The sequence below is a fragment of the Actinoplanes sp. NPDC051537 genome (assembly GCF_055586105.1).
The window spans coordinates 1-21,197 of record NZ_JBVJIU010000033.1; the positions used below are offsets into that span (position 1 = coordinate 1).

The 21,197-nt window shown below is 70.1% G+C and carries 25 protein-coding genes and 2 tRNA genes; 15 read left to right on the forward strand and 12 right to left on the reverse strand.

All coding sequences use genetic code 11. The features are described from left to right. Positions 1-542: 542 nt before the first annotated feature. Entirely contained in the window at positions 543-758 is a 216-nt protein-coding gene (locus tag ACZ6TB_RS46770; protein WP_465567685.1) for a hypothetical protein, read from the forward strand. A gap of 459 nt (positions 759-1,217) precedes the next feature. On the opposite strand, the gene ACZ6TB_RS46775 is transcribed toward ACZ6TB_RS46770, so the two are convergent. From ACZ6TB_RS46775 to ACZ6TB_RS46800, 6 genes are all read right to left on the reverse strand, one after another. Continuing rightward, positions 1,218-2,021, reverse strand: a complete 804-nt coding sequence (locus tag ACZ6TB_RS46775) for a carbon-nitrogen hydrolase family protein (protein WP_465567688.1) — start codon at positions 2,019-2,021, stop codon at positions 1,218-1,220. 70 nt (positions 2,022-2,091) lie between these two features. Further along, entirely contained in the window at positions 2,092-3,384 is a 1,293-nt protein-coding gene (clpX, locus tag ACZ6TB_RS46780) for an ATP-dependent Clp protease ATP-binding subunit ClpX (protein ID WP_465567691.1), read from the reverse strand. A 212-nt stretch (positions 3,385-3,596) separates the two neighbouring features. Next, positions 3,597-4,262 carry an ATP-dependent Clp protease proteolytic subunit gene (locus ACZ6TB_RS46785; RefSeq protein WP_465567694.1) on the reverse strand — a complete coding sequence of 222 codons (666 nt, stop codon included), beginning with the start codon at positions 4,260-4,262 and terminating at the stop codon, positions 3,597-3,599. An 11-nt stretch (positions 4,263-4,273) separates the two neighbouring features. Continuing rightward, positions 4,274-4,906: an ATP-dependent Clp protease proteolytic subunit gene (locus tag ACZ6TB_RS46790; protein ID WP_465567697.1), complete on the reverse strand. Its 633-nt coding sequence runs from the start codon at positions 4,904-4,906 to the stop codon at positions 4,274-4,276. A gap of 171 nt (positions 4,907-5,077) precedes the next feature. Next, a complete protein-coding gene (tig, locus tag ACZ6TB_RS46795; RefSeq protein ID WP_465567700.1) occupies positions 5,078-6,427 on the reverse strand; it encodes a trigger factor in 1,350 nt (449 codons plus the stop codon). 37 nt (positions 6,428-6,464) lie between these two features. Next, positions 6,465-6,538 (reverse strand) — tRNA-Pro (locus ACZ6TB_RS46800). A gap of 143 nt (positions 6,539-6,681) precedes the next feature. Here ACZ6TB_RS46800 and ACZ6TB_RS46805 point away from each other — a divergent pair. Beyond that, positions 6,682-6,755: transfer RNA gene (locus ACZ6TB_RS46805), tRNA-Gly, on the forward strand. 4 nt (positions 6,756-6,759) lie between these two features. Here the strand turns inward: ACZ6TB_RS46805 and ACZ6TB_RS46810 are convergent. Then, positions 6,760-7,503, reverse strand: a complete 744-nt coding sequence (locus tag ACZ6TB_RS46810; protein ID WP_465567703.1) for a helix-turn-helix domain-containing protein — start codon at positions 7,501-7,503, stop codon at positions 6,760-6,762. Positions 7,504-7,566: 63 nt separating this feature from the next. On the opposite strand from ACZ6TB_RS46810, the gene ACZ6TB_RS46815 reads away from it, so the two are divergent. From ACZ6TB_RS46815 to ACZ6TB_RS46865, 11 genes are all read left to right on the forward strand, one after another. After that, the gene (locus tag ACZ6TB_RS46815; protein WP_465567706.1) at positions 7,567-8,073 is read left to right on the forward strand and encodes a hypothetical protein; all 507 of its coding nucleotides are present in this window, start codon (positions 7,567-7,569) and stop codon (positions 8,071-8,073) included. Between the two features lie 265 nt (positions 8,074-8,338). Continuing rightward, entirely contained in the window at positions 8,339-8,695 is a 357-nt protein-coding gene (locus ACZ6TB_RS46820) for a lipopolysaccharide assembly protein LapA domain-containing protein (RefSeq protein ID WP_465567709.1), read from the forward strand. Positions 8,696-8,768: 73 nt separating this feature from the next. Further along, positions 8,769-9,089 (forward strand): ArsR/SmtB family transcription factor, encoded by a 321-nt coding sequence (locus tag ACZ6TB_RS46825; RefSeq protein ID WP_465567712.1) that lies wholly within the window; start codon positions 8,769-8,771, stop codon positions 9,087-9,089. Continuing rightward, positions 9,086-9,607, forward strand: coding sequence for an SRPBCC domain-containing protein (locus ACZ6TB_RS46830; protein ID WP_465567715.1), 522 nt, complete (start codon positions 9,086-9,088; stop codon positions 9,605-9,607). Before ACZ6TB_RS46825 ends, ACZ6TB_RS46830 begins: the two co-directional genes overlap by 4 nt. Before the next feature lie 57 nt (positions 9,608-9,664). Further along, the gene (locus tag ACZ6TB_RS46835; protein WP_465567718.1) at positions 9,665-9,808 is read left to right on the forward strand and encodes a hypothetical protein; all 144 of its coding nucleotides are present in this window, start codon (positions 9,665-9,667) and stop codon (positions 9,806-9,808) included. A gap of 20 nt (positions 9,809-9,828) precedes the next feature. Continuing rightward, positions 9,829-10,464, forward strand: coding sequence for a GntR family transcriptional regulator (locus tag ACZ6TB_RS46840; protein WP_465567721.1), 636 nt, complete (start codon positions 9,829-9,831; stop codon positions 10,462-10,464). A gap of 61 nt (positions 10,465-10,525) precedes the next feature. Beyond that, a complete protein-coding gene (gene atzF / locus ACZ6TB_RS46845) occupies positions 10,526-12,124 on the forward strand; it encodes an allophanate hydrolase (RefSeq protein ID WP_465567723.1) in 1,599 nt (532 codons plus the stop codon). Beyond that, positions 12,121-12,813: a biuret amidohydrolase gene (gene biuH, locus ACZ6TB_RS46850; protein WP_465567726.1), complete on the forward strand. Its 693-nt coding sequence runs from the start codon at positions 12,121-12,123 to the stop codon at positions 12,811-12,813. The genes atzF and biuH overlap by 4 nt, the downstream gene beginning before the upstream one ends. A 1-nt stretch (position 12,814) precedes the next feature. Continuing rightward, positions 12,815-13,480 carry a cysteine hydrolase family protein gene (locus ACZ6TB_RS46855; protein ID WP_465567729.1) on the forward strand — a complete coding sequence of 222 codons (666 nt, stop codon included), beginning with the start codon at positions 12,815-12,817 and terminating at the stop codon, positions 13,478-13,480. Positions 13,481-13,482: 2 nt separating this feature from the next. Then, a complete protein-coding gene (locus tag ACZ6TB_RS46860; protein WP_465567732.1) occupies positions 13,483-15,072 on the forward strand; it encodes a regulator in 1,590 nt (529 codons plus the stop codon). After that, positions 15,044-15,433, forward strand: a complete 390-nt coding sequence (locus ACZ6TB_RS46865; RefSeq protein ID WP_465567735.1) for an AtzH-like domain-containing protein — start codon at positions 15,044-15,046, stop codon at positions 15,431-15,433. The genes ACZ6TB_RS46860 and ACZ6TB_RS46865 overlap by 29 nt, the downstream gene beginning before the upstream one ends. Here the strand turns inward: ACZ6TB_RS46865 and ACZ6TB_RS46870 are convergent. Then, complete coding sequence (locus ACZ6TB_RS46870) at positions 15,423-16,010, reverse strand: DNA-directed RNA polymerase II (RefSeq protein WP_465567738.1); 588 nt, start codon at positions 16,008-16,010, stop codon at positions 15,423-15,425. The genes ACZ6TB_RS46865 and ACZ6TB_RS46870 overlap by 11 nt on opposite strands. Before the next feature lie 96 nt (positions 16,011-16,106). On the opposite strand from ACZ6TB_RS46870, the gene ACZ6TB_RS46875 reads away from it, so the two are divergent. Together ACZ6TB_RS46875 and ACZ6TB_RS46880 are read left to right on the forward strand one after the other, a co-directional pair. Beyond that, complete coding sequence (locus tag ACZ6TB_RS46875; RefSeq protein ID WP_465567741.1) at positions 16,107-17,339, forward strand: GNAT family N-acetyltransferase; 1,233 nt, start codon at positions 16,107-16,109, stop codon at positions 17,337-17,339. 446 nt (positions 17,340-17,785) lie between these two features. After that, positions 17,786-18,157: a hypothetical protein gene (locus ACZ6TB_RS46880; RefSeq protein WP_465567853.1), complete on the forward strand. Its 372-nt coding sequence runs from the start codon at positions 17,786-17,788 to the stop codon at positions 18,155-18,157. Between the two features lie 196 nt (positions 18,158-18,353). Here the strand turns inward: ACZ6TB_RS46880 and ACZ6TB_RS46885 are convergent, their stop codons facing one another. The 4 genes from ACZ6TB_RS46885 to ACZ6TB_RS46900 are packed head-to-tail and all read right to left on the reverse strand — an operon-like array spanning position 18,354 to position 21,164. Beyond that, positions 18,354-18,827, reverse strand: coding sequence for a ribose-5-phosphate isomerase (locus ACZ6TB_RS46885; protein WP_465567744.1), 474 nt, complete (start codon positions 18,825-18,827; stop codon positions 18,354-18,356). Between the two features lie 12 nt (positions 18,828-18,839). Further along, positions 18,840-19,745, reverse strand: a complete 906-nt coding sequence (locus ACZ6TB_RS46890; protein ID WP_465567747.1) for an alpha/beta hydrolase — start codon at positions 19,743-19,745, stop codon at positions 18,840-18,842. Then, positions 19,745-20,941, reverse strand: coding sequence for a DUF1015 family protein (locus tag ACZ6TB_RS46895; protein ID WP_465567750.1), 1,197 nt, complete (start codon positions 20,939-20,941; stop codon positions 19,745-19,747). Before ACZ6TB_RS46895 ends, ACZ6TB_RS46890 begins: the two co-directional genes overlap by 1 nt. Positions 20,942-20,951: 10 nt before the next feature. Beyond that, entirely contained in the window at positions 20,952-21,164 is a 213-nt protein-coding gene (locus ACZ6TB_RS46900) for a hypothetical protein (RefSeq protein ID WP_465567753.1), read from the reverse strand. Between the last annotated feature and the right edge of the window lie 33 nt (positions 21,165-21,197).

Consider the following 21,197-nt stretch of genomic DNA (forward strand, 5'->3'; position numbering starts at 1 on the left):
GGCCAGGGAAAAAACATAATTGGCACTGGCTTTACAAGCACCCTGTTGAGTTCTCAAAGAACAACCACACCCGAAGCAAACCCGCCCTCGGGGCAACCGCTCAAACTTACCCGGTCGGCCTCGCCTGCACAAGATCCAAGATCTTGCCGGCACCGCCCAAATGTTTTCCCCACAAAACGCGCCCGCTCGAAAGCGGGTGAGTCGTAGAGGTGGCCTCGCAAGACCGGCCGACGATCGCTGAACGATCAGTCCGCCCGGTTCCCTGCGGGCTTTGTAACTCTACCCGGTCGACCTCGTTGGCGCAAATCCCCGGTCACCCGGATCTCCGTGCCACCATCGCCCGGCGCTTCGGCAAGCTTAACGCGTACCTCCGCTGCCTGCCTTAGACCTGGTGGTTCGTCACCTTCGTGGCGTTCCGTCCGGGTTTCCCGCGGGCAGAGAGAAAGTTACGTGATCACCCGCGCCCGATGCAAATCGACCCCCGTGTGTATCGCTCCGGCGAGGCCCCCCGCCCACCGCGCCGGCCGTGACAGAGTGGGCGCATGGGTTCCTCCCCGACGCTGGCCGCCGACGCGCTCCTCGACCTTCTGGTCCCCCTGTGGCAGCTGGTCATCGGGGCGCTCGTGCTGGTCACGATCGTCGTGTCGGTATCGAGGATCATTCGCCGCGGCCCCACTCGCATGGGCGGCGCTCTATTGCTCACCGGGTCCGCCGTGATCGGCCTGGCCGTGGTCAGCTACTTGATCCAGCTTTTGTGACCCCGGACACCCACCCCGCGACTGTGGACAACGGCCGGAAATTGTCGGTCCTACCCGCTTAACTCATGCCCACCCAGAACAGGGGTGGGGGAGGTGGCGGCCACGGCGAAACAAAACTGCGGGACGAACGAGGCGCCACCCCGGGCGAGAGGCGCGAAGCGGGACTCCAACCGAGACAGAGCGACGCTGGGGACGCGGGGCAAGACGAGAGCGACGCGAGACGCAGGCGAACGACGCAAGGTCCCGGGGGCGAGACAAGCGACCCCGGACGAGACCCAGCGGTGCGCGACCACGAGGCGAGACCCAACGGCGCGCAACCGCGAGGCGAGACCCAACAGCGCGCGGCCAAGCGACGTCGGCCCGGCCCGGCCCGACAATGCAAGACCAGCGGGAAGGAACCCCAGGCGAAACCCGCGAGGCCGCACACCGCAACGGCCCCGCAGAGAAAAGAACCAGCGCTCAGTCGAGCAACCGGCGATTCGCGAGGCTCGGCAGCTCGGTCCTGATCTGCTCCAACCGCGCGAGGTCCAAATCGGCCGTAACCACGCCCACCGTGTCGGGGGCCTGGGCCAGCACCGTCCCCCAGGGGTCGACGATCATGCTGCGGCCGAAACAGGTGCGACTGGGCTCGTGGTCGCCGATCTGGGCGGCCGCGACCACGTAGCACTGGTTCTCGATCGCGCGGGCTCGGAGCAGGACCTCCCAGTGGTCTCGGCCCGTGTGCATCATGAAGGCGGCCGGCACCACGAGGATGCGCGCCTGGCCCTGGACGGCCAGGCGGCGGTACAGCTCCGGGAAGCGCAGGTCGTAGCAGATCGACAAGCCGGTGCGGACGCCGGCCACGTCGGCCACCACGGTCTCGGCGCCGGGGGCTACGCCGCGGGATTCCTGATAGGAGACGCGGCCGGCTATCTCCACGTCGTACAGGTGGATCTTGCGGTAGAGGGTGACCAGCTCGCCGTGCGGGTTGAAGACCAGCGACGTGTTGTACGTGCGGCGGTCGTCGGGGCCGATCTCGTGGAAGGAGCCGGCGTGCACCCAGATGCCGAGCTCGCGCGCGGCGGTCGCGAAGAACGTCGCGTACTCGCCGTCGGGGCCCTCGGGCTTGGGCGCGCCGTCGCCGGGGCCCAGGTAGTCCGTGTACTCGGGGAGGACGGCGAGCTGCGCGCCGGCGGTGGCCGCCCGCTCGAGCAGCCCACGGGCGGCGGCGAGGTTCTGGTCGCGCTGGTCACGGGAGTTGAGCTGGCACACGGCTACGCGCATGACGCCAGACTAGCCGCGCGGGATAGACGAACGCCGCCGAGCGAAGGCTCGGCGGCGCACGTAGAGAGAATCAGGCGGACTTTTCCTCGCGGTCGGGGCGACGCCGGCGACCCACGAACTCCCGGGGAACGATCGTCGGGTTGACGTTCTCCAGGACTACCTCGCCGGTGATGACCACGCGTGCGGCGTCGGGGTTGCTCGGCACCTCGTACATCACGGAGAGGAGGACCTCTTCCATGATCGCGCGGAGGCCGCGGGCGCCCGTGCCGCGAAGCATGGCCTGGTCGGCGATGGCCTCGAGGGCGTCGTAGTCGAACTCCAGCTCCACACCGTCGAGCTCGAAAAGACGCTGATATTGCTTCACGTACGCGTTCCGCGGCTCCGTGAGGATCTTGATGAGCGCCTCGCGGTCGAGGTTGCGGACCGTCGTGATGACGGGAAGGCGGCCGATGAACTCGGGGATCAGGCCGAACTTCAGCATGTCCTCCGGCATCACCTTGCTGAAGATGTCGTCGGTGTTGCGCTCCGAGATCGAGCGGAGGTGGGCGCCGAAGCCGACCCCGCCGTGACCGACCCGCGACTCGATGATGCGGTCGAGGCCGGCGAACGCGCCGCCCACGATGAACAGCACGTTCGTCGTGTCGATCTGGATGAACTCCTGGTGGGGGTGCTTACGGCCGCCCTGGGGCGGAACGTTCGCCACCGTGCCCTCGAGGATCTTCAGCAGGGCCTGCTGGACGCCCTCACCGGAGACGTCGCGGGTGATCGACGGGTTCTCGCTCTTGCGAGCGATCTTGTCGACCTCGTCGATGTAGATGATGCCCTGCTCGGCCCGCTTGACGTCGTAGTCGGCGGCCTGGATGAGCTTGAGCAGGATGTTTTCGACGTCCTCGCCGACGTAGCCGGCCTCGGTCAGCGCCGTGGCGTCCGCGATCGCGAACGGGACGTTGAGCATGCGGGCCAGCGTCTGCGCCAGGTGCGTCTTACCGCAGCCGGTGGGGCCGATGAGCATGATGTTGGACTTGGCCACCTCGACGTCGCTACCGCTGCCCGGCGCGCCGCTCGATTCGGCCTGGATCCGCTTGTAGTGGTTGTAGACCGCTACCGAGAGTGCCTTCTTGGCCTGTTCCTGCCCCACCACGTAGTTATCGAGGAAGGCGCAGATCTCCATCGGCTTGGGAAGTTCTTCCCACTTGACTTCGCCGGTTTCGGCCAACTCTTCTTCGATGATCTCGTTGCAGAGGTCAATGCACTCGTCGCAGATATAAACGCCAGGGCCCGCGATGAGCTTCTTGACCTGCTTCTGGGACTTCCCACAGAAGGAGCACTTCAGTAGGTCGCCGCCGTCGCCGATCCGTGCCACCTACGTTCTCCTTGGGCTCATCGGCCGGCTGATGCCGACCCCTGACGCGAGGACCTAATTGCCTCGTTGCCATCTCATCGTCTGCCGAACCGCGTAACTGAGGCTGCTGCCTCGACGTTACCCGCAAAGGGGCAGTTCTCCGACCCCCCAAAACGGGCGTGTCAGGGGTCGGCCAGTCTAACTCGCACCGGCCGGCCCCCGACAACGCGGCGTCAGCTGCCGGAGCCGACCGACTGCAGGCTCTTCTTACGAGTCGCCAGGACCACGTCGACCAGGCCGTACTCCTTGGCCTCGTCGGCGGTCATGATCTTGTCGCGGTCGATGTCCTTGCGGACCTTGTCGACCGGCTGGCCGGAGTGGCGAGCGATCATCTCCTCCAGCTGCGTGCGCATGCGGAGAATCTCGCGAGCCTGGATCTCGATGTCCGAGCCCTGGCCGTACCCGCCCTCGGTGGCCGGCTGGTGGATGAGCACCCGGGAGTGCGGCAGCGCCATGCGCTTGCCGGCCGAGCCGCCGGCCAGCAGGACCGCGGCGGCCGAGGCCGCCTGGCCGAGGCAGACCGTGGAGATGTCGGGCCGCACGTACTGCATGGTGTCGTAGATCGCCGTCATGGCGGTGAACGAGCCACCGGGCGAGTTGATGTACATCAGGATGTCGCGGTCCGGGTCGGAGCTCTCCAGCGTCAGCAGCTGGGCCATCACGTCGTTGGCCGACGCGTCGTCCACCTGGACGCCGAGGAAGATGATCCGGTCCTCGAACATCTTGTTGTACGGGTTTGTCTCCTTCATCATTCCGTTCGAGGAGCGCTCGACGAACGACGGGAGAACGTAGCGGTTGTGCACCGGAGCGAACCCGGGAGGCATGGTCAGGTCGGTCATAGTTCTGCTCCTCAGTTCAGCGTTCCGGCGCCCTCGGAGACCTCAGTGGCCCCGGTGATCACCTTGTCGATGAAGCCGTACTCCTTCGCCTCCTGCGCCGTGAACCAGCGGTCCCGGTCGAAGTCGGCCTCGATCTGCTCCTGAGTCTGACCGGTGTGAAACGAGATCCGCTCCTGGAACATGCGCTTGGTGTAGAGCATCTGCTCGGCCTGGATGGCGATGTCGGCGGCGGTGCCGCCCATGCCGCCCGACGGCTGATGCATCATGATGCGCGCGTGCGGCAGGGCGAAGCGCTTGCCGGCGGCGCCGGAGCACAGCAGGAACTGCCCCATCGAGGCGGCCATGCCCATCGCGACGGTCTGAACGTCGTTGTCGATGAACTGCATGGTGTCGTAGATCGCCATGCCCGAGTAGACCGAACCACCGGGAGAGTTGATCCACAGGTGGATGTCGCGCTCGGGGTCCTCGGCGGAAAGCAGCAGCAGCTGCGCGCAGATGCGGTTGGCAACCGAGTCGGTCACCTCGCTGCCGAGGAAGATGATGCGCTCGCGCAGCAGGCGGTTGAAGACCGAGTCGTCGAGGTTGCCACTGAGGGTGTCGCCCCCGCGCAGCACAGGGCTCGCGGGGATGTGGAGATCGGTCATGGCAGCCCTTCACAGCTGACTGTGTCGGCCGAGCTTCCGGCCGGCAGGTTGTCCGTCGTACGACCAACCTAACCGGTCGAATGAGCATCAGCTTCCCGCTCGGGCAGGTGTTCGCTGACAGCGCACGGGCCCGGCCGGAATGCCGGCCGGGCCCGTGGCTGCAGCGTCATTTCAGTGGTTGTGACCCTCGTGCTCGGCCTCGGAGGCCTCGCGCAGGTCGTCGAGCGTGAGCACGGTGCCCTCGGAGTCCTTCATCTCGACCTGCTCCATCACCGAGGCGAGCGCCTTGCCCCGGCGCACGTCGCCGAAGACCGCGGCCGCCGCGCCCGACTGGACGAGCTGGTCGTAGTACTGCTGGGGCTGCATCTGGGCGCGCTGGGCCCGGTGCACGATCTCGTGGCCGAACTCGTCGTCGGAGACCTGGACGTCCTCGGCGTCGGCGACCGTGTCGAGCAGCAGCTGGATCCGGACGCCCTCCTCGGCCGCCTCGGTCAGCTCCTGGTCGATCTGCTCCTCGGTCTTGTCCTCGGAGGTGAGGTAGTCCTGGAGGGTGGCGCCGATCCGCTCGAGCTGGTCGGTCATGGCCTGCTTGCGGCCCTCGACCTCGTCCTTGACGACGCCCTCGGGCGCCGGGATGTCGGCGGCCTGGACGAGCTGCTTGAGGGCCTCGTCGCGGGCGGCGTAGATCTGCTCGACCTTCTTCACCCGGCTCAGCCGCTCGCGCAGATCGCCGCGCAGCTCCTCGAGCGTGTCGAACTCGCTCGCCAGCTGGGCGAACTCGTCGTCGATCTCGGGCAGCTGCTTGTCCTTGACACTGCGGACGGTCACCTTCACCTCGGCGTCGCGGCCGGCGAAGTCGCCGCCCACGAGCTGGGTGGTGAACTCGGCGTCGGCGCCGGCCACCAGGCCGACGAGGACCTCGTCGAGACCCGGGAGCAGCTGCTTGCTGCCGACCTCGTGGGAGATGTTGGTGGCCGAGCCGCCCGGCACCTCTTCCCCGTCGACGGTCGCGTTGAGGTCGAGCTGCACGTAGTCGCCCTCGGCCGCGGGCCGGTCGACGGTCTTCAGCGTGGCGAAGCGCTCGCGCAGGCCGTTGATCTGCTCGTCGATCTCGTTGTCGCCGATCTCGACGGCCGGGACCGTGACCGAGATGGTCTTGAGGTCCGGCACGGTGATCTCGGGACGGACGTCGACCTCGGCGGTGAACTTGAGCGGCGCGTTGTCGGCGAACTCGGTGATCTCCACCTCGGGGCGGCCGAGGGTCTTCACGTCGTGCTCACGGACCGCGGCGAGGATCTGCTGCGGGATCGCCTCCTGCACGGCCTCGTTGAGGACCGCGCCACGGCCGACCCGCTGGTCGATCACGGCGGCCGGGATCTTGCCACGACGGAAGCCCGGCACCTGCACCTGCGCGCCGATCTCCCGGTACGCCTTCTGCAGGCTCGGCTTGAGCTCGTCGAACGGCACCTCGATGGCGAGCTTCACCCTGGTCGGGCTCAGAGTCTCGACGGTGCTCTTCACAGGCGTACTCCTTGTTGCTGCGGGTAGTTGTCGTCAGTCGGGGTGGCGGGATTTGAACCCACGGCCCCTCGCTCCCAAAGCGAGTGCGCTACCAAGCTGCGCCACACCCCGTGGCGCTGGCCAGTGTATGCGGTCCGCTTTCGCCGACGTGCGCTGGAGTCACCTAGTGGGCCAGTGCTATTCGGGCGGCCCGTTCGCAGAGGCGTAGAGCGATTCAGTAAGCTGACGGGCGTGCTCCGGGCAACCGGGGCCACGCGGGCGTAGCTCAATGGTAGAGCCTCAGTCTTCCAAACTGATTACGCGAGTTCGATTCTCGTCGCCCGCTCCACGCATCACCCCTGGTCACGACCCATCTCGAGAGCGCGGCGCAGAGCCGCCGGGGTGTGGCCGGTCTCCGCCCGGACGGCCCGCGTCATATGCGCCTGGTCGGCGAAACCCATCCGGACCGCCAAGGTCGCGAGGTCGGGCGAGGCCGGGAGCTCATCGAGCGCCGCGCGGACACGCAGGCGGCGGCGGTACGCGTGGAGCGTGCACCCGACGACACGGTGGAACACGCGGGACAGATACCAGGGTGACCAGCCGACGGCACGGCCGAGTTCGGTGAGGCCGAGATCCGGGTCGGTATGCAGGAGCACGCGTACGTCGTCGACCGCGCCGTGCGATGCGGGCGCCGCCGGCTCGGGCAGCAGGGCCGCGATCAGGTCGGCCACCAGGTCGGCCCGGTCGTCGGGGGCGGCGGCGAGCAGGCGGCGATGGGCGAGGTCGGCGGCGGGGGACACCGGCACGCGGCTCTCGAAGCGGTCGGCCAGCTCGTCCGGGACGGCTATCGACGTACAGACATCTCCGCCCGCCGGATGAGCGATCTGCTGGGCCTCACCGCGGCGTTGCCGGTAGCCGGCGGTGACGTCGGCGAGTGCCGCGCGCCCGTCGGCGCGCCGGAGGAAGACGCCGCGCCGGATCAGCACGATCCCGTCCCCCGACACCGGCTCCTCGGGACTCCACGCGTGGCCACCGGGACAGCGCACCGCCGCCACCCGCGCGACGGGCGACTCCAGCAGGACCCGGTGCTCCAGCACACCTCCAACCTAACGACAAATTCGTTCAAGACGCGTACGCGGTGAGCACCGCACCCTGGCGGCATGGGCATGACTGAAGAGCTCGCCGCGGCCGGGCCGTGGCCGGGGCACGAGCAGGAGATGGACCTCTACGGCCGGCTGGTCGGCGCCTGGGACGTGACCAACCGCTACTACCTCGAGGACCGCGACGAGTGGGTCCGCGGCACCGTCGTGTGGACGTTCGGGTGGGCCCTGGCCGGCCACACCGTGCAGGACGTCATGTGGTTCACGGCGCCGGGGCCGGACGGCTACCCGGTGCGGGTCACCGGCAGCACCGTCCGCCACTACGACGCGGCGAGCAAGACCTGGGCGATCGTCTGGTTCTCCCCCACCGGCTCGACCACCGCGCTCACCGGGCGGGCCGGCGACGACGGCGGCATCGCGCAGGAGGGCGCGGGCCCGGACGGGCGGCCGATCCGATGGCTGTTCACCGACGTCACCGGCGAGAGCTTCCGCTGGCTGGGCTACATCTCCGACGACGGCGGCGAGAGCTGGCGGCTCGAGCAGGAGATGCTGGCGCGCCGACGATGAAGGAAGCCTTAAGGGGGCACAGCGCCGGGCCGCCACCCGGCGCTGTGCCGTCTCAACTCCGACGGAGAGGAAGAACTCCGCCGCCGGGGCGAGGTGATGCACCCCCTGACGGGAGCGTGCCGGCGGAACTGGGAGCACTTCCAAACTTGAAGGTTTCCAGTGATTCCGGCCGTCAACGTAACGCCCACCTTCGATGCGGGTCTATTAGGAGGTCCTTAAATCTGACCGGGGATTAGCAAGTTGTCACACAGGGCAATCTCCGCCCATGACGCTGCCGCCCGAACCGCCGGCGCTGCCGGAGCCCGAAACGGGACGTGAGCCGGGACCCGGCACCGGACCCGAGCCGACGCCGGGCCGGCACGTGGGGGCGCCCGCGCCCTTCACCCGCATCCGGGCCGCCTGGGTCGGCGTCTGGGCCGGCATCGTGGTGGTCATCCTGCTGATCGTCTTCATCGGTCAGAACACGGCGCCGATCGACGTCCATTTCCTGTGGATGGACGGCCGCATCCCGACCGCCCTGGCCCTGCTCATCGCGGGTGTCGCCGGCGCGGTCGTGGCGCTGGCCGCGGGCGCGGCCCGGATCCTCCAGCTGCGACGGACGATGCGCCGCACCACCCGATAACCGGGCCCGGATCCCGGCGGCGGGAGCAGTCTCGGTGTTGACAGGTGACCAAAAGGTCACATAACTTAGCGTCATGGAAGACGACGACCGGGTGTTCAAGGCGCTCGCCGATCCGAGCCGTCGTTTCCTGCTCGATCTGCTCTTCGAGAGGGACGGCCGCTCGCTGGGAGAGCTCGAGTCGGAGCTGGAGATGACGCGTTTCGGTGTGGCCAAGCACCTCAAGGTTCTCGAGGAGGCGGGTCTCGTCGTCACGCGCCGGTCCGGGCGGGAGAAGCTGCACTTTCTCAACCCCGTGCCGATCCGGCTGATCCATGACCGGTGGATCGACAAGTACACCGAGCACCACGTCACGTCCCTCGTCGATCTCAAGAACGCATTGGAGCAAGAGCCATGACCGACACGACCACCGCCCTGACGACCCAGGTGTACCGGGTCTGGATCAAGGCGTCGCCGGAGCGGATCTGGGCCGCGATCACCGATCCGGAGTGGAACTCCCGGTACGCGTACCAGGCGCCCAGTTACTACGAGTTGTCGAAGGGCGGCTCGTTCCACGCGAACGCCTCGCCGGAGATGAAGGACTTCGGGGCCGCCAACGGCTTCCCGGTCCCGGACACGATCATCGACGGCGAGGTGCTCGAGGCCGACCCGCCGCGGCGGCTGGTGCAGACCTGGCGGATGCTGATGGACCCGACCACGGCGGCCGAGCCGTTCACGACGCTGACCTACGAGATCGAGGACGCCAAGACCCAGCCCGGCGTCTGCAAGCTGACCGTCACCCACGAGCTGGTCGGCGCGCCGGCCACGGCCGCGATGGTGGCCGGCACCGACGACGGCGGGGCCGGCGGCGGCTGGGCCTGGATCCTCAGCGATCTCAAGACGCTGGTGGAGACCGGCAAGAACTTCACGAGCTGACGGATTCCACCGTTCCGGCCCTGGGGTGACCGGGGCCGGAACGGTAGTGTCCGCCGGGTGACGTGGGTCTGGGCATTACTCATCGTGATCGGCATCGCCATGATCGTGGTGGCCGTGTGGCCGAGCGCCCGCAAGTCGGAGAGCAAGTCCGACAGCAACGCGGAGAGCCGGTCCGACGACCCCGATCGGGACGGCCGATAGGGGCTGGCACACTACCAAGGGTGAGCGACGGAGAGCTGGAGACGTACAGTCTCGTCGAGCTCGCCGTCGATCGTCTGCGGCGGGACATCCTGAGCGGACGGACCGACCCGGGCGAGCGCCTGGTCGAGGAGCAGCTGACCCGCCGGCTGGGCATCAGCCGGGCGCCGCTGCGCGAGGCCATGCGGCTTCTCGCCCAGCAGGGGCTGGTCGAGCACATCCCCCGGCGCGGCGTGCGGGTGGCCACCCTTTCCGACGACGACGTGCGCGAGCTGTACGAGGTGCGCGACGTCCTCGAGCGGCACGCGGTGGCGGCGATGCCGGAGAGCCCCGACCTGACCGGCCTGCGGGCGGCGCTCGACGTCATGCGCCGCGCGACCGGGACCGGCGACCGGCTCGAGCTCGCGAACGCGCACCGGCAGTTCCACGTCGAGGTGGTACGCCTCGGCGGCAACCGGCAGCTGGCCGGCCTCTACGAGTCGGTCCTGGTGCGCATCCAGCTCTACATGGCGGTCAACATGCGGCGCGAGGCCGAGGCCGCCCGGGCCGAGGACGGGGTGCACCGCCACGAGCGCCTGTTCGCCGCCGTCGAGACCGGCGATGCCGCGGCCGTGGCGCGAGCCCTGGGCGAGCACGGCGCCCGCGCCTATCTGACGTAGCGAAACGACCGCGTTACACAACGAGGCTTGTTCCGAAACAGGATTGTCGACAATCGACGGTGTGGAGATTGATGAGGTCGTCGCCCGGCTGACCGGCGCCGAGGGTGTCTGGATCAGCACCTTCACGGCCGCTCAGCTGCGCGAACGTGCCGGCGAGATCGACCCGTCGCTCCCCCTGGCCGGGATCCCGTTCGCGGTCAAGGACAACATCGACGTCGCCGGCCTGCCCACCACGGCCGGCTGCCCGGACTTCGCCTACCGGCCGGCCCGGAACGCGGCCGTCGTCCAGCGCCTGGTCGACGCCGGCGCGATCGTCATCGGCAAGACCAACCTCGACCAGTTCGCCACCGGCCTCACCGGGACGCGCTCGCCGTACGGGATCCCGGAAAGCGTCTTCGGCGGTGGGCTGATCTCCGGCGGCTCCAGCTCGGGATCGGCCGTCGCCGTCGCGGACGGCACGGTCGCCTTCGCGCTCGGCACCGACACCGCCGGGTCGGGCCGCGTTCCGGCCGCGCTCAACGGCATCGTCGGGATCAAGCCCACCCGCGGCCTGCTCAGCACGCGCGGCGTCGTGCCGGCCTGCCGATCGCTGGACTGCGTCTCGGTCTTCGCCCCCGACGTCGCGCTGGCCGACCGGGTCACGCGGGTGGCGAGCGGCTTCGAGCGGGACGACCCCTGGTCCCGGCGCGGCGAGCGCCCGCTGAGAACGGCGCCGCGGGTCGGCGTACCGGAAAAGCTGGATTTCTTCGGTGACGCCGGGCAGGAGAAGGCGTTCGCCCGGTTCACCGGCGACGAGACCGTCGACGTCGGGCCGCTGCTGGAGGCCGGTGACCTGCTGTATCGCGGTCCGTGGGTGGCCGAGCGCCTGGCCGATCTCGGCGACTTCCTGACCGCGAACCCCGGGTCGGTGCTGCCGGTGACGCGGCGGGTCCTCGAGGGCGGGTACGCGTTCACCGCCGCCGACGCCTTCCGGGCCCAGCACCGCCTCCGGGAGCTCAAGCGCGCGACCGACCGCCTGTGGGAGCGAATCGACGTGCTCGCGCTGCCCACGATCGGCACCACCTTCACGCGGGCCGAGATCGCCGAGGACCCGATCGGCCGCAACCTCGTGCTGGGCCGCTACACGCAGTTCGCGAACCTGCTCGACCTGGCCGCGGTGACGGTCCCGAACGGGTTCACCGCCGACGGCCGGCCCGCCTCGATCACGCTGTTCGGCCCGGCCTTCAGCGACGAGACGCTGACGTTGCTCGCCCGCTCGCTACCGCCGGCCGACGACCGCATGACGATCGCCGTGGCCGGGCTCCACCTCTCGGGCGAGCCCCGCAACGGCGAGTTGCTCGAGCGGGGCGCGACGCTGCTCGGCGCCGCCCGTACCGCGCCCTGTTATCGCCTCTACCGCCTGCCCTCGGGCGTGCCCGGGCTGGTCCGGGCGGACGAGGGCGGCGCCGCCATCGAGGTCGAGCTCTGGCGGTTGCCGGCCGCGAAGGTGGGCGGGTTCCTGGCCGGGATCCGGGCGCCGCTCGGCCTCGGCCGGGTCGCGCTCGAAGACGGCGCCGAGGTCACCGGCTTCCTCTGCGAGGGATACGCGACGGCCGGCGCCCTGGACATCACCGCCGGCGGCGGCTGGCGGAACTACCGGATGAGAGGAGCGAACCGATGACCGCGACGATCGGGCCGGTCAAGGCCGACCCGTACCTGTGGCCGTACGACGGGTCGGTGCCCGTCGGCAGGACGGCGCTGATCTGCATCGACTGGCAGACCGACTTCTGCGGCAAGGGCGGCTACGTCGACTCGATGGGGTACGACATCGAGCTGACCCGGGCCGGGTTGCCGGCCACCGCCCGGCTGCTGGCGCACGCGCGCGAGCTCGGCATGCTGGTCGTCCACACCCGGGAGGGCCACGACCCGGACCTGTCCGACCTGCCGGCCAACAAGCGGTGGCGGTCGGCGCGGATCGGCGCCGAGATCGGCGGCGCCGGACCGTGCGGCCGGATCCTGGTCCGGGGCGAGCCGGGCTGGGAGATCGTCCCCGAGGTGGCGCCGATCGCCGGCGAGGTCGTCATCGACAAGCCCGGCAAGGGCGCCTTCTATGCCACGAATCTCGACCTGGTACTCCGTACGCGCGGCATCTCGCATTTGATCCTGACCGGCATCACGACCGACGTCTGCGTCCACACGACCATGCGCGAGGCCAACGACCGCGGATTCGAGTGCCTGATCCTCAGCGACTGCACGGGCGCGACCGATCCGGCCAACCACGAGGCCGCCCTGCACATGGTCACCATGCAGGGCGGGGTCTTCGGCTGCGTCGCCACCGCGGACGACGTCATCGCCGGGACGGAGGCCTGAGATGCCGGTCGTCGACGCCGAGCCCGGGCCGTTCACCTTCGACCCGGACAGCACCGCGCTGATCGTGATCGACATGCAGCGCGACTTCCTCATGCCGGGCGGGTTCGGGGAGTCGCTCGGCAACGACGTCTCCCGGCTGCGGCGGACGATCGCACCGCTCGCGGCATTGCTCGAAACCTGGCGCGCCGCCGGCCTGCCGGTCATCCACACGCGGGAGGGCCACCTGCCCGATCTGTCGGATTGCCCGCCGGCCAAACTCTCGCGCGGCGCACCCAGCATGCGCATCGGCGATCCGGGCGCGTTCGGCCGCATCCTGATCCGCGGCGAGTACGGCCACGACATCATCGACGAGCTCGCGCCGCGCGAGGGCGAGCCCGTGATCGACAAGCCCGGCAAGGGCGCCTTCTTCGCGACGGATCTGGCCGAAGTCCTCGACAAGTTCGGCGTCAAGACCCTCGTCGTCACGGGCGTGACGACCGAGGTCTGCGTCCACACGACCGTCCGGGAAGCGAACGACCGCGGCTACGAGTGCCTGGTCCTGGCCGATTGCGTCGGCTCCTACTTCCCCGAGTTCCACGAGACCGGCCTCCAGATGATCGCCGCGCAGGGCGGCATCTTCGGCTGGGTCGCCTCCTCCCCCGCGCTCATCTCCGCCATCCAGGAGTAGACATGTCGGTAGAAACCGCCAAACTTCCGTATTGGGTCCGCGGCGACACGAACGCCTTCTTCGGCTTCGGCGTCAACGTGCTGGTCAACGTGCTCACCCTCACCGGCCTCTGCATCGGCGTGATCAAGATGCCGGCCGGCGACGTCTTCGGCGTGATCCTGCCGGCGCTGGGCATCGCGCTGGTCGCCGGCAACATCTACTACACGTACCTGGCCCGGCGGCTCGCGGCGCGGGAGAACCGCGCCGACGTCACCGCGATGCCGTACGGCCCGAGCGTCCCGCACATGTTCATCGTGATCTTCGTGATCATGCTGCCGATCTACCTGAACACGAAGAATCCGGTGGCCGCCTGGACCGCGGGCATCGCGTGGGCCTTCATCATCGGCGTCATCGTCCTGATCGGGGCGTTCGTAGGCCCCTACATCCGGAAATATGCCCCGCGGGCCGCGCTCCTCGGCACCCTGGCCGGCATCTCGATCACGTTCATCTCGATGAACCCGGCCGGCAACATGTGGCGGGCCGCGTGGATCGCCCTGCCGGTCTTCGGCCTGCTGCTGATCGGCCTGCTCACCGACATCCGGCTGCCCTACAACATCCCGATCGGCCTGGCCGCGCTGCTGGTCGGCACCGCGATCGGCTGGATCGGCGGCTACATGAGCGCGCCCGACGTCACCGCCGCGGCCAAGGACATCGCGTTCGCGTTCCCGCACCTCAAGATCGGCCTGCTGATCGACGGGCTCAAGGACATGGCGCCGCTGCTCGCCACGGCGATCCCGCTCGGCGTCTACAACTTCACCGAGGCGATGACCAACGTGGAGAGCGCGGCGACCGCCGGCGACCGGTACAACCTGCGCAGCGTGCTGCTGGCCGACGGCGCCGGCGCGGTGATCGGCTCCTGCCTCGGCTCGCCGTTCCCGCCCGCCGTCTACGTCGGCCACCCCGGCTGGAAGGCGGCCGGCGGCCGTACCGGCTACTCGATGGCGACCGGCGTGGTCATCGCGCTGCTCTGCTTCTTCGGGCTGTTCGGCCTGCTCGGTGCGATCTTCCCGACGCCGGCGATCGTGCCGATCCTGCTCTACATCGGCCTGCTGATCGGCGCGCAGGCGTTCCAGGCCTCGCCGCGGGCCCACGCCGCCGCCGTGGTCGCCGCGCTCATCCCGAACATCGCGCAGTGGGCCACCGGGATGATGGACAACGCGCTGGCGGCGGCGGGCACGTCGGCGGCGCAGGTCGGCACGGAGGCGCTGGCCGGGGCGGGCGTCGTCTACGACGGGCTGAAGACGCTCGGCGAGGGCGCGATCCTGGCCGGCCTGGTGCTCGGCGCGATCGTCGCGTTCATCATCGACAAACGGTTCTGGCACGCCGCGATCTTCTCCGGGGCGGGCGCGGTGCTCACCTTCGTCGGCCTGATCCACGCCGAGAAGGTGCGGTGGAACGCCGACGGGCAGGTCACGCTCGGCTATCTGTTCCTGGCGGCGGTGTGCGTGCTGTTCGCGCTGACCCGGCCGGCGCCGCGGGTGCCCGACGCCGACGAGAAACCGCTCGACGAGGAGGCACCGGCCGATGGCGTACCCGCGCTCGCTTCCTCCTGATCCGATCGCCGAGGTCACCGCGGCGTTCGAGGCCTACGAGAGCGCCCTGGTGGCGAACGATGTCGAGGCGATCCTGAGCTTCTTCGCCGGGTACGCGATCCGGTTCGGCATCGCCGACCAGCAGGACGGGATCGAGGAACAGGCTCGGTGGCGACTCGCTCAGGGACCCCTGCCGCCGGGCCGTCGTCTCAAGGACACGACCATTCGCGCGTACGGGATGAGCACCGTCGTCGTGACGACGTTGTTCTCCTATCCGGGCAGCGACGTGCTCGGCCGCCAGTCGCAGAGCTGGGTCCTGTTCCCGGAAGGGTGGCGGATCGTCCACGCGCACGTCTCGGAGCCGCGCACGGTCAGCTGTTGAGGTGGTTCATCACCCAGTGATAGGCGGTCATGACCCACTCGGTCTGCTGGAGGTCGGCGATCGCGACGCCGGCCAGGAACAGGGCGGTCACCAGGTGCGAGCCGCGGGCGCTGCGGCGCCGGCGGCCGAGCTGGCGCTCGATCACCAGGTAGCCCACGACGCGGGCCAGGCAGAAGACGCCGACGGCGACGATCAGCGTGACCAGGAAAACGATCACGGGGGTGAGCAGCGGTCCGCCGCCGGAGAGCGCCCAGATGCCCCAGCAGACGAACGCGAACAGCACCGCCGCCGTGGTCCACTCGCTGCCACCGCGCAGGTCGCTCCAGCGCCAGCTCATGCCCTGCGGCGTCGCGGGCGCCCCGGCGCCGGGCCAGCCCACCCCGGTCGGCTCGTGCTCGGCGTACCGCTGCGGCTTGTGCGCTTGCGGGTCGACCCGGGCACGGCCCTGCGTGAACGGGTTGTATGTCGGCGGCGTCTCCCCCGCCACCGCAGTCTTCTCCTCCGCGGCCTGCTCGGCCCACGGGTCCTGCGGCGGCATGTCGAGCGTCCGCTCATGCCACTGCGGTTGCTCCGGCATTGCTCCCCCTCGGTTGATGACTCGCGCCCCCGCATCGAGAGTAGCGAGCCCGCAAATCGTTCGCTCTTACGCGACGAGTCCGTTACACAGAAGGCCATGGACGAGTCCGTACGTCTGCGACAGGCCACCGGTGAGGACCACGACGCGATCGTGGACCTGCTGAACTACGTGTTCCATCACGATTTCGACGACGAAGACCGGGCCCGCGAGCTGCTGACCTTCGAGCCCGAGCGGTCGCTCGTGGCCGATGACGCCGGCACGGTCGTCGGCCATACCACCGCGCTCACCCGCGACCTCAGCGTGCCCGGTGGGACCGTGCCGGCCGCGCATGTCACGGGCGTCGGCGTGGCGCCCACCCACCGCCGGCGCGGCCTGCTCACCGCGCTGATGCACCGCCAGCTGGCCGAGCTCGCCGAGGCCGGGCGCGAGCCGATCGCGGTGCTCTGGGCCAGCGAGACCACGATCTATCCGCGCTTCGGCTACGGTGCGGCCTGCGCCGTCCTGTCGTTCCAGGCGATGACCCGCGAGCTGCGGGTCCGCCCCGAGGCGCCGGGCGCCGGCCGGCGGCTGCGACTGGTCGACCCCAAGAGGGCGAGCGCCGAGATCGCCGAGGTGTTCGACCGGGTCCGCGCCACCCGGGTCGGCTGGTCGAGCCGCCCCGGCAAGTGGTGGGAGTACCGCCTGGCCGACCCGAAGGACCACCGCGGCGGCGGGACGGCCCTGCGCGCCGTGCTCTGCGACGACGCGTCGGGCAGGCCCGCCGGCTACGCCCTGTGGCGCACGAAGGGCCGCTGGGACGAGTTCGGCCCCGACGCCGAGGTGCGGGTCAGCGAGGTGGCGGCCGACGACCCCGAGGTCTACGCGGCCCTCTGGCGGTTCCTGCTGGGCATCGACCTGGCGCGCACCCTGACGTATGACTTCGGCGCGCTCGACGAGCCGTTGCAGTACCTGCTCGACGAGCCGCGGCGGCTGGGCCGGAAGTACGAGGAGGCCCTCTGGGTGCGCATCCTCGACCTGCCGGCCGCCCTCGAGGCCCGCCGCTACCTGACGCCGGTCGACGCCGTCCTCGAGGTGACCGACCCGCTGCTCGCCTCGAACACGGGCCGCTGGCGCCTGACCGCGCCGGCCACCGCCGACAAGGCCCGTTGCGTGCGCACCGAGGAGCCGGCCGACGTGGCCCTCTCGGTGACCGACCTGGGCGCCCTCTACCTGGGCGGCACGTCCCTGGGCGCGCTGATCGCGGCGGGCCGTGCCCGCGCGCTGACCGCCAACGTGCCCGACGCCGCCTTCGGCTGGCACCGCCAGCCAAATCCCATCGAGGTGTTCTGAGTGACCCCCGCGGCGGTACCGTCGGCGACATGGCCGAGCCCGAACGCCGACGCCGCCGCGTGCGTCCCTCCTCCTCGTCCGCCGCGGCGGCCCCGCCCCCGGACGACCCGGCCACCAACACGCCCACCGCACTGACCGGCGAGATCGCCGACCCAGCCGCTACAGACGCGGCCGATACCGCTGCCCCGGCGGCCGGCAGCTCGGGCACCGCCGGCTCGGCTTCGGGCGGCTCGGATGCCGCCGGCTCGGTTCCGGGCGGCTCGGATGCCGCCGGCTCGGGTGTGGGCGGGTCGGGCGTGGGCTGGTCCGGTGCCGCCGGCTCGAGCGCAGGCGGCTCGGGTGTCGGCGCGGCCGCGGACAACTCCGGCGCCGGTAACTCGGCCATGGGCACCCCTGGCGCTGATGGCCCGACCGCGAGTTCCCCTGGCTCGGACGCCGGCAGCTCTATCGCGAGCCCTTCGGATCCCGGAAGCCGCAGCACCACCGAGCCGGCCACCCCAGCCGCTCGACCGGCCCCGGCGAGCGGTTTCCCGGGCGACCGGAGTCCGCGCCCGGCCCAGGGCCGCCGGCCCTACCCCGGAGCGGGTGCTCCCACCGGGAACGGCAACGGTGGAGGCCCACCCGGCGACGACCGCGAGGCCGAGCGAGGTTTGCGAGGTTTGGTGGGTTCCGGTTCATCGCAGGTCAGCGTCGGCGCGGCCATGCGAGCCCGCGACGCGGCGCGCCCGAGCGAGGAACAGCTGGCCGACGCCGACCGCAACCTGACGATCGTCCGCCGGAACTGGGTCCCCCGCGAGGATCTCCCCCGCAACCGCTGACCCACCGCCCGCGAAATCGACCTGTGGATGACCGCAGAAAAATGTCGTAGCCAGGCCGTACGGTAAGCCCCACCCAGTTAGGGGTGGGGTGGAAGCACGGCCCAGCGGCCCAGCGACGCCGGAACAGGAACACAATCCCCGACCCACTCCAGCGGGCGATGGCGCACCACCACCCGCCCGGAGGACCACACCAACCTCAGGAGGCCGGCAACTCCGGCAGCTTGCGCGTCTGCTCGTACTCGCTCAGCTGGTCGATCCGCCGGGCGTGACGCGGGTTCCCGGAGAACGGCGTCGCCAGGAAGGCCTCCACGAACGCCGTCGCCTCGTCGAGGGTGTGCTCTCGGGCGCCAATGCTGATGATGTTGGCGTCGTTGTGCTGGCGGGCCAGCTGGGCGATCTCCGTGCGCCAGACGAGGGCTGCGCGTACGCCGTCGATTTTGTTGGCTGCTATCTGCTCGCCGTTGCCGGAGCCGCCGATCACGATGCCGAGCGAACCCTCGTCGGCGACCACCTTGGCCCCCGTGTGCAGGCAGAAGGCCGGGTAGTCGTCCTCGGGGTCGTAGACGTGCGGTCCCACGTCGACGACGTCGTGGCCCTGCTTGGTCAGGTGGTTGACGAGGTGCATCTTCAGTTCGTAACCGGCGTGGTCCGAACCCAGGTAGACACGCATATCGGAAGTCTCTCAGAAGGTCAGCGCACCGCGCAGCGAGGACGCGACTTGGTCGGTCGCGGCGCGCGCGGCGTCGATCACGGCGAGCCGGCGGGCGAAGCCGTGGTTCATCCCCATGTAGCGGGTGTGCACCACCGGCACCCCGGCCGTGAGCAGCGCCTCGGCGTAGTCGGCGCCCTCGTCGCGGAGCGCGTCGTACTCGGCGGTGATGATCAGCGTGGGCGGCATGCCGGACAGATCCGGCGTGGCGAAGATGGCCACGTCGGGGGTGAGCCGCTGCATGGGGTCGGGGACGTAGGTCTCCCACGCCAGCTTCATCGAGGCCCGGTCCAGGCCGTACGACCCGAGCTCATCGAACGACGGCGACGCCATCATCGGATCAAGCGCCGGATAAATCAGTACTTGGTGGTCCAAAGGGGTACCAAAGTCCCGCTGACGACGAGCGGCAATGGTCGCCAACTGGCCCCCGGCACTGTCCCCGCCGATGGCCAGCCGCGACGGGTCCACGCCGATGTCGGACTTCCGGACGAAGGACAGGACGGTCTCGACATCGGTGAGCGCGGCGGGAAAGACGTGCTCGGGAGCGAGCCGATAGTCCACGGAGAGGACCGCGCAGCCCGAGCGAGCCGCGATCCGCCGGCAGACCCGGTCGACGGTCTCGACGCTGCCGTAGCACCACCCGCCGCCGTGCAGGTAGACGAACAGCGGCGCGTCCACCTTCGTGGCGTAGAGGCGGCACGGCACGCCGTGAGCGTCCACGTCCGCCACCACGGCCAGCGGCACGGCCGGGCCGCACTCCTCGTCGACCGCCTCCTCCATCGCCCGGCGGGTGAAGAGCAGCTTCTCGTACGGGTCGGTGAGCGAAGCCGGCGGACGGCGGCGGATCGAGGCCGCCGCCGTCACCTGGGGGTCGAGCATCAGTCGAGCTGGGCCAGCACGAGGCCGCCCCGCGCCTTCGGGGTGAACCAGGTGCTCTTGCGAGGCAGCTTCTGCCGCTCGAGGTTGACCGTCACGAAGTCGCCGACCGTCACCGGGGCGATCAGCACGGCCAGCTCGGCGCGGCCGCCGTCGACCTCGCCGCGCAGCCACTCGGCCGGGTAGTCGCCGCCGATGTAGGAGATCCGCTTGTCGCCCGGGTCGAGACCGAGGACGTCGCCGAGCAGGACCCGCTCGACGAGCGCGTGGTCGAGGTTCTCGACGGCCGGCAACTGCGGATCGGCGGGCAGCGTCACGACGATGGTGTGGCCCGCCGCGTACAACTCGATCGTGCCCTTGCCCGGAATCGCCGCCGGCCGGGGCAGCTCCTCGACCGACGCCCCCGCCGCCCGCAGCCGGGTCAGCATCTCGCCGAGCGGAAGCGAAAGCTCGCTGATCAGCCGGTTGTAGGGCTGGATCGCGACCGACGCGGGCGTGGTGACCACCGCCAGGAAGCGCGGCAGCCGCCCGGTCTGCGCGGCCAGGCTGCGGTGGTTGCCGTCGGCGACCACCAGCTCCCCGCCGCCGGCCAGCGCGGTCAGCTCGTCCTGCAGCGCCCCGGGCCCGACCGCCCAGATCGCGTGCGTGCGACCGGTCTGGTCGACGTCGGTGGCGACGGGCTCCCCCGCCGCGTCGGTGGCGGCCGCGAGCGCGGCGTGCAGCTCGTCGCCCTTGGCCGTCTGGAGCAGCAGCACCGGCGACAACAGCGTCCCCAGCGCGCTCGCGAGCGCGACCCGCTCGCGGACCTTCTCGATGAAGACTTCCTCGTTGCGGATGACCAGCCCGGCCTCGTCGGCGGTGGCGGAGATCTGGTCGGTGTCGACCATGCTCCACAAGCCGTACGCGGCGGGCTCGCCCGGCGCGGTGATCCGATAGAGCACGACGACGTGCTCGGCCGGCTCGTAGCCGCCCTCGGCGCGCTCCAGCGCGAGCCGGGCCACCGCGTCGGGAAGAGAATCGCTGAACGACTTGCCGACGGACTCGGGCGCCAGGTGCGGCATCTCGATGGCAAGCGCGCTGTGCGGGTTGGCGGAGATGATGGCGGTGATTTCGGCGTCGTCGGCGAACTCGTCGTAGTTCTGCGCGCCGGTGCTCCCCGTGGTGAGCCAGGCGCGGCGGATCGAATGCACGACCGTCATGGCGCGCAACCTACCTGGTCGGCCGACGGTGCCGGGTCACCGGCATGTTCCCGCGTGACCTGGCTAACTGTGCTTTTCGCCACGGCCCGACCGGACGGCCGACGGGGGTGGCCGAAACCGTGACCGGCGGGGCCACCATGGCGGCGATCTCCGGCGGGAAGCCGCTCCAATCGCCGCGCTGCACGGCGATCGTCGACGTCGCGACCGTCTCCGTATCGGCCATCTCTGATCCTCCGGTCGTTCATGTTTCTGCTCG